6 protein-coding genes are annotated in these 7315 nt (G+C 66.2%); all 6 read left to right on the top strand.

Going from position 1 to position 7315, the window contains the following annotated elements; genetic code table 11:
- Window positions 1–220 precede the first annotated feature (220 nt).
- The gene (locus JOZ76_RS10805; RefSeq protein ID WP_291698624.1) at window positions 221–718 is read left to right on the top strand and encodes a (2Fe-2S)-binding protein; all 498 of its coding nucleotides are present in this window, start codon (window positions 221–223) and stop codon (window positions 716–718) included.
- Window positions 715–1773 carry an FAD binding domain-containing protein gene (locus JOZ76_RS10800; protein WP_291698623.1) on the top strand — a complete coding sequence of 353 codons (1059 nt, stop codon included), beginning with the start codon at window positions 715–717 and terminating at the stop codon, window positions 1771–1773. Before JOZ76_RS10805 ends, JOZ76_RS10800 begins: the two co-directional genes overlap by 4 nt.
- Window positions 1766–4033, top strand: a complete 2268-nt coding sequence (locus tag JOZ76_RS10795; RefSeq protein WP_291698622.1) for a xanthine dehydrogenase family protein molybdopterin-binding subunit — start codon at window positions 1766–1768, stop codon at window positions 4031–4033. Before JOZ76_RS10800 ends, JOZ76_RS10795 begins: the two co-directional genes overlap by 8 nt.
- A 59-nt stretch (window positions 4034–4092) precedes the next feature.
- The gene (locus JOZ76_RS10790; RefSeq protein ID WP_291698621.1) at window positions 4093–4524 is read left to right on the top strand and encodes a hypothetical protein; all 432 of its coding nucleotides are present in this window, start codon (window positions 4093–4095) and stop codon (window positions 4522–4524) included.
- Between the two features lie 229 nt (window positions 4525–4753).
- Window positions 4754–5485, top strand: a complete 732-nt coding sequence (locus JOZ76_RS10785; protein WP_291698620.1) for an outer membrane protein — start codon at window positions 4754–4756, stop codon at window positions 5483–5485.
- A 174-nt stretch (window positions 5486–5659) separates the two neighbouring features.
- Window positions 5660–7315 (top strand): methyl-accepting chemotaxis protein (locus tag JOZ76_RS10780; protein WP_291698619.1); only part of this gene is annotated, 1656 nt, incomplete at its 3' end.

Raw genomic sequence — 7315 nt, 5'->3', positions numbered from 1 at the left:
TGCGGGCCCATCTGACATTCCAGAACGTCTCGTCACCATCTCTTGATCGGCCGCGCCTTGTTAAACGGAGGCATCCTCCGTATAACTGGCTACACCACGCCCAGCCGCCTCTTCCATTCAACTCTTCCGGCGGTCACGCGTGCCCTAGGTCGATGCGTCCCGGCCGCGAGCCGCGAACGCTTCCGATCCGGGCAGACCATAGCATCGATCGGAACATTGCATGACTCTGTCTATCAGTCTCACCGTCAACGGTGAGCGGCGCGATATCGTGCTGGACGACCCGCGCGTCACGCTGCTCGACCTGCTGCGCGAACGCCTCGATCTCACCGGAACCAAGAAGGGATGCGACCGCGGCCAATGCGGCGCCTGCACGATCCTAGTCGACGGACGGAGGATCAACGCCTGTCTAGCGCTGGCGCTTAGCCATGACGGCGCCACCATCACCACCATCGAGGGCGTCGCGCAAGGCGACCGGCTGCATCCCGTGCAGGCCGCCTTCATCGCCCACGACGCGCTGCAATGCGGCTTCTGCACGCCCGGCCAGATCATGAGCGCGATCGGGCTGATCACTGAAGGCCAGGCTGGTGACGATCCGGAGCGCGTCCGCGAAGCCATGAGCGGAAATCTCTGCCGCTGTGGCGCGTATGCCGGAATCACGGAGGCCGTCCTTGAAGCCCAGGCGCAGCTTGCTGCGCCCAAGACGGAGCGCGCGGCATGAAGCGTTTCGATTATGTGAGACCGAACACCCTCACCGAAGCCATCAGCGCCGCAGCCGAGCCCGGCGCGGCCTATCTCGCCGGCGGCACCAATCTGCTTGATCTGATGAAAGGCGGGATCGCACATCCGACGCGCCTGGTGGACGTCTCGCGCCTGCCGGGACTCGATCGCATCGAGCGGCAGGCTGACGGCTCCTGGCGGATCGGCGCGCTGGTGCGCAATGCCGACCTCGCCCAGGATCCCGATTTCGCAAAGGCGTTTCCGGCGATCGTGGAGGCGCTGCTGTCGGGTGCATCGGGGCAACTCCGCAATGCTGCGACCGTCGGCGGCAATCTGTTGCAGCGGACGCGCTGCAGCTATTTTTATGACCCCGCCAGCGCCTGCAACAAGCGCACGGTAGGATCGGGCTGCGATGCGCGCGAGGGCGACAACCGCCTGCACGCGATCCTCGGCTGGAGCGATAGCTGCATTGCCACCCATCCATCGGACTTCTGCGTGCCGCTGACAGGCTTCGACGCGATCGTAGAGATCGCGGGCAAGAATGGCAGCCGTGAAGTCACCGTCGAGGCGCTGCATCCGCTCCCCGGCACGACACCGGAGCGCGACAGCGTGCTGGCTCCGGGTGAACTGATCACGGCGCTGCGGCTGCCGGCGACGGCAAGTACCTTCGCAGGGCATGCGCGTTACCTGAAGGTGCGCGACCGGACCTCCTATGCCTTCGCGCTGGTCTCGGCCGCGGCGGGTCTCGTCATCGAAAACGGGACGGTCAAGGAGGCGCGGCTCGCGCTCGGCGGCATTGCCGCAAAGCCCTGGCGCGCGCGATCCGCCGAAGCGATGCTGGCGGGCGCCCGTCCTGAACGTGCGGCCTTCGAGCCTGCCGCGCGCGCCGCCCTCACTGAAGCAAAACCGTCCGGCGACAACGCCTTCAAGATCGAACTCGCCGAGCGCGTCATCGTTCGCGCGCTGATGCTGGCCGCGGCCGGCACCCCGGACCGCGTTCCCGCGCTCCCCGCCTCGCCATTCTCCTCCCATGCCGGAGCTGCCCTTCATGCTTGATATCATCCCGACCCGCGATCCCGCCCATATCCGGCATGGATCGAACAGCGGTCAGCCGCTGACCCGCCGCGACGGCGCGCTCAAGGTCACCGGCGCGGCGCGCTATGCCGCGGACAATCACCCGCCAAAAATGCTCTATGCCGTGATGGCGGTCTCGAGCATCGCGCGCGGGCGCGTGGTGTCGCTCGACGTCGCCGCGGCCAAACGCCACCCCGGCGTGGTCGAAGTCATGACGGAGCAGAACCGGCCCGCCCTCGCCGAAGACCCCGATGCGAAAACCAACCCGTTCATGTTCCGCTACGAAGCTATGCAGAATGACCGGGTGCGCTACGCCAACCAGCCGATCGCGGTCGTGATTGCCGAGACACTGGAGGCGGCCACGGAGGGCGCCGCGCTGCTTGCGCCGACCTATGAGGTCGAGCCGGCCCGCACCGGCCTCGACGGCAACGAAAGTTTTGTTCCGCCTGCGGTCGGTGTCGGTAATCCATCTGCGTTGCGACATGGCGACGTCGACGGTGCGCTCAAAACATCGGCGCATGCGATCGACGTGACTTACGAGACACCAGCGCAATATCACAATGCAATGGAGCCGCATGGCATCGTCGCGCAGTGGGACGGCGACAAGCTCTCGATCGATACCCCGACGCAGGGGCTGGTGATGATGCAGGCGCGCATCGCCGGCCTGTTCGGTATTCCGCCTGGTAATGTTCACATCCGCAGTCCCTTCCTCGGTGGCGGTTTCGGCTCCAAGGGCCTGATTTCCGGTCCGGTGGTTCTCGGTCTGCTCGCCGCAAAGCTGGTGCAGCGGCCGGTGAAGCTCGTGCTGCGCCGTGACCAGATGTATGGTCCCGTGGGTCACCGCTCGCCGACCCGCCAGCGCCTGCGCATGGCCACGGCCAAGGACGGCGCGCTGACCGCGATCGATCACCATGCCAAGGTCGCAAGCTCGACTTTTGACGATTTTTTCGAGCCGGCGGCCAACGCCTCGCACAGCCTTTATGCGAGCCCGGCGATCGCCATCTCCCATGAAGCCGTGCGGCTCGACAACGGCACGCCGCTGTTCATGCGCGCACCCGGCGAGGCGCCGGGCTCGCTGGCGCTGGAATGCGCCATCGACGAGATGGCGCTGGCCTGCGGCATGGACCCGCTCGCCTTTCGACTGAAGAATTATGCCGAGGTCGAGCCGATCTCGGGCCGGCCGTTTTCGTCGAAGGCGCTGCGCGAGTGCTACACGCAGGGCGCCGAACGGTTCGGCTGGGCGAAGCGTCCGCTCGAGCCTCGCCAAATGCGCGATGAGAACGGCTTTCTGGTCGGCTGGGGCATGGGCACCGCGATCTTCCCGGCGCTGATGTTCGCCGCCGAGGCGCGCGCGGTGGTGCGCCGCGACGGTTCGGCCACCATGGAGACCGGCGCGCATGACATGGGCCAGGGCGCCTGGACCGCGCTCGCGCAGATCGCGGCGGATGCGCTGGCGCTCGGTATCGACGAGGTCGAGTTCAAGGCCGGCACGTCCGACCTGCCGGATGCCGGCATTGCCGGCGGCTCGGCCCACACCGCGACCGCGGGCAGCGCAATCCACAATGCCGGCGCCGCCGTCATCGCAAAGCTCGCCGAGCTTGCCACCTCCGACCAGCGCTCGCCGCTGTTCGGCGCCGGCAATGCCGGCGTGATCGCGCGCGGCGGCCGCCTGCATCGGCGCGACGACGACAGCCGCAGCGAAAGTTATGTCGACATTCTCGCGCGCGCCGGTCTCGCCGAGGTCGAAGCCCGCGGCAATGGCGCGATCGATCCGGCGGCGCAGGCCAACTACGCCATGCAGGCGCATGGCGCCGTGTTCGCCGAGGTGAAGGTCGATCCTGAGCTTGGCCAGATCCGCGTCAGCCGCATGGTTGGCGCGTTCGCCGCAGGCCGGGTCATCAATCCGCGCCTGGTCAAGAGCCAGTATTTTGGTGGCATGATCTGGGGCATCTCGTTCACCTTGCATGAGGAGGCGATCACCGATCGCCGCTCCGGCCGGATCATGAACGCCAATCTGGCGGAATACCACGTGCCGGTGAACGCCGACGTGCCGCCGATGGAAGCGCTGATGATCGACGAGCACGATCCCTACGTGAACCCGCTCGGCATCAAGGGCGTCGGCGAGATCGCCATCACCGGTTCGGCCGGTGCCGTTGCCAACGCAGTGTGGCACGCGACCGGGGTTCGCGTGCGGCGCTTCCCGATCCGGATCGACGATCTCTTGAAGGGCGGTGACGGCTAGGGACGCGTCACGCGAATGACACTGGTGTATGCTGCCAGCGCATACACCGGTGCAACGCGATGCTCCGCTTTCTCGTCGTCGTCGTTTTCTACGGCACGGTTTTCGGCGGCTTGCGCACTGAGGCCGCGTTCACGGGCGAGGTGAGTGAGGCGCCGGCCGGCACGGTCTGGACCGTGCTCATCCCCGACGCCTTTCCCCGCTTTGTCTACACGTGGCACTTCAACGCCGACGGCAGCTATGCCGAGGACGGCCACGATGCCGCGACCGACAGGCCGATCCAATCCACACTGCATGGACATTGGAGCCGCGAGGGGTCGCACATGATCCTGCGGCAGGACGGGCTGCCTTATGTGTTCGACGGCGTGGTTCTCGGCGACCTCTATGCCGGCACCATGACCTTCGACGGGCGCGCCAGCTCGCGCTTCTGCGCGGCCAGAGGCGAGCAGCCGCCGGATCATTGCAATCCGCCGCAGGGCATCGCGGCGATTTGAGCGCGAGAGCCATGTCTCAAACGGCACATGGGGCTTGCGAAATTAAGCCATTCTTCACCCTTCATTAGCGCCCCGTTAAGCACAAAAAACATTTAAACCCCAATAGGTTGGGTTGAGGACGGCTGTGCTCTGGGAGTGACAGCTTTTTATTGAAATGCGGGCTATCTGACGGCGCATTGATGGCGCCCCCGACGGCGTCTTTCTCGGTGTTCTGTTGGAGACAAGACCCATGAAGAAGTTCCTGCTCACGACCGTGGCGCTTGCAACTCTTGCCGCAGTTGCCCCTGCGCTCGCGGCCGACCTCGGCGCCCGCCCCTATCCCTACGCCAAGGCTCCGCCCGCCTATGCCGCGCCGATCTACAACTGGACCGGCTTCTATCTCGGCGGTCATCTCGGCGGCGCGTTCACCAGCGACAACAATTTCTCTGGGCTCGCCACCGGCAACAACGGCAACGGCCGCTTCCTCGGCGGCGTGCAGGGCGGCGCCGACTGGCAGTTCGCCCCGACCTGGGTGATCGGCGCCGAGGCGCAGTACAGCTGGATTTCCGGCAATGTCGGCGCGGTGTTCCCCGGCGGCTTCGCCTACACCAACAAGCAGCGCGGGCTCGGCTCGGTGACCGGCCGCGTCGGCTACACCTGGGGTCCGGGGCTGCTCTATGTGAAGGGCGGCTACGCCTTCTCCGACAACAATGAGAGCGTGACGCTCGGCGGTGTGCCGGTCGCGTTCGCGACCACAGGCGATCACTCCAACGGCTACACCGTCGGCGCCGGCGTCGAATATCTGTTCGCGCCGAACTGGTCGGCCAAGGCCGAATATCAGTATTACAATTTCGGCAAGGCGACCTTCACGGCGCCCGCCGCGCTCGTGCCGTTCGGCAGCTTCACCACCGACGACCATGTGATCAAGGCCGGCATCAACTACCGCTTCAACTGGGGCGGCCCGGTCGTTGCGCGCTACTGATTTTGCGCAGCTATTGCGCAAGGCGAAAAAAGGCCGGCGAAATGCCGGCCTTTTTAATTGGTTGGCAACGAAAATTTGCCACGTGCGCCGAACCTTCGCGAGTTTGTTAACCGGGTAAAAGGATACTCGCATCAAATTCAATTCGAAAATGAAAGAAGGTCGGGGGAAACTGCGATGGCGTTTTGGTCGCGCAACGGCAAATCCATTGTTCCGCGCCTCCTGCCGCGATGGGGCGTGCGAGGCAGTCTGTTCGCAGCCTTCACGGTGATTGCCGGCATGGCGATCGTGATCAGCGCCGGCGCCGGTCTCGTGCTCGGCCACCTCGGCGGCGCCATGGCGAGTCTCAGCGGGCAGACCATCCCAGGGCTGGTCGCAAGCCTCGGACTGTCCGCGCAGGGCGCGGCGCTCGCTGCCCAGGGCCCCGGCCTTCTGGCCTCGCCGAGCGAGGACGCGCTCAATGAACGCGCCAGGAAAATGAAGGATACCCAGCAGGGCACCGCGCAAAAGCTTGCGGAAATCTCCGATCTGGGCGCCGACCCGGCGGTGGTGGCGGCGCTGCGCGAAACCGTGAAAAACATCGACGAGGCGACGCAGAGCCTCGCCTCCGCGGCGCGTGAGCGGCTGACGCTCGCCGCAGAGCATGACAAGCAATATGAGGGCCTGCGCGCGGCGCAGACCGCCTTTGCTGCCGCCGGCGCGCCGGTCATGATGGATGCACAGACCCGCATCAACGCCATTCTGGGCTCGGCCAGCCTGTCTGCGGACGACGCCAACGACGCCGCACAGACCGTGCTGCAGCTCAGCAACGTCATCGCCAGCGGCAATCTCGCCGCCGCCGACCTGATCGCCGGCCTGTCGGCCAACAACAGCGACCAGCTCGACGACATCCAGAAGGAGTTCAAGCAGGCCGCGGGCCGCGTCCGGTCCAACCTCGATCTCCTGCCCGACAATCAGGGCGCCAAGTCGCTGCGGGGCGTCGCCGAAAAGCTGCTCGCCTTCGGCACCGGCAAGAGCGGCGTGTTCAACCTGCGCCAGAAGGAGCTCGACGGCTTCGACTATGGCCAGACCGTGCTGGATGAGACGCGCAAGCTCAATGTCGGGCTCGACATCGGCGTGCAGCAGCTCGTCGATGCCGTGCGCAAGAGCACCGACGCCGCGACCGCCGCCGCGCGTCAGGAAATCTCCGCGGCGACGATGGCAATGCTTGGGCTCGGCGTGCTGACGCTGATCGGATCGGCGCTGTTCGTGTGGCGCTATGTCGGGGCCAACATCCTGAAGAGGATCGGCGGCCTGCAGCGTTCGATGCAGCGCCTGTCCAGCGGTGATCTCGAGACCGACATCGTCGGCTCGAAGCAGCGTGACGAGATCGCGGCGATGGCGGACGCACTCGAAGTGTTCCGCGACAGCATGATCCGCGCCCGCGCGCTCGCCGCCGCGCAGGACGAGGACCGTGTCGCCAAGAACGAACGCGCGTCGCGCATCGAGGCCAAGATCGCCGAGTTCGAGGCCACCGTGCGGAGCGCGCTCGGCAATCTGCAAGGCTCCGCTAGTTCGATGCAGGCTACCGCCCAGGGCATGTCGTCGACCGCCCAGCAGTCGAGCGCGCTGGTCAGCGCAGTCGCCTCCGCCGCCGAGGAAACCTCCGCCAATGTGCAGACGGTGTCGGCCGGCACCGAGCAGCTGTCGTCCTCGATCGCGGAGATCGGCCGCCAGGTCGTGACCTCGGCGGAAATCGCCCGCAAGGCGGTCGCGGAGGCCGGCGCCACCGACGCCACCATGCAGGGGCTCGCCGACAATGCGAGCCGCATCAGCGTGGTGGTCGACCTCATT

It is taken from the genome of Bradyrhizobium sp. (assembly GCF_019244115.1).
In the GTDB taxonomy this organism is placed as follows: domain Bacteria; phylum Pseudomonadota; class Alphaproteobacteria; order Rhizobiales; family Xanthobacteraceae; genus Bradyrhizobium.
The sequence above is the reverse complement of the archived record's forward strand: the minus strand, read 5'-3'. Positions and strand labels throughout refer to the sequence as shown.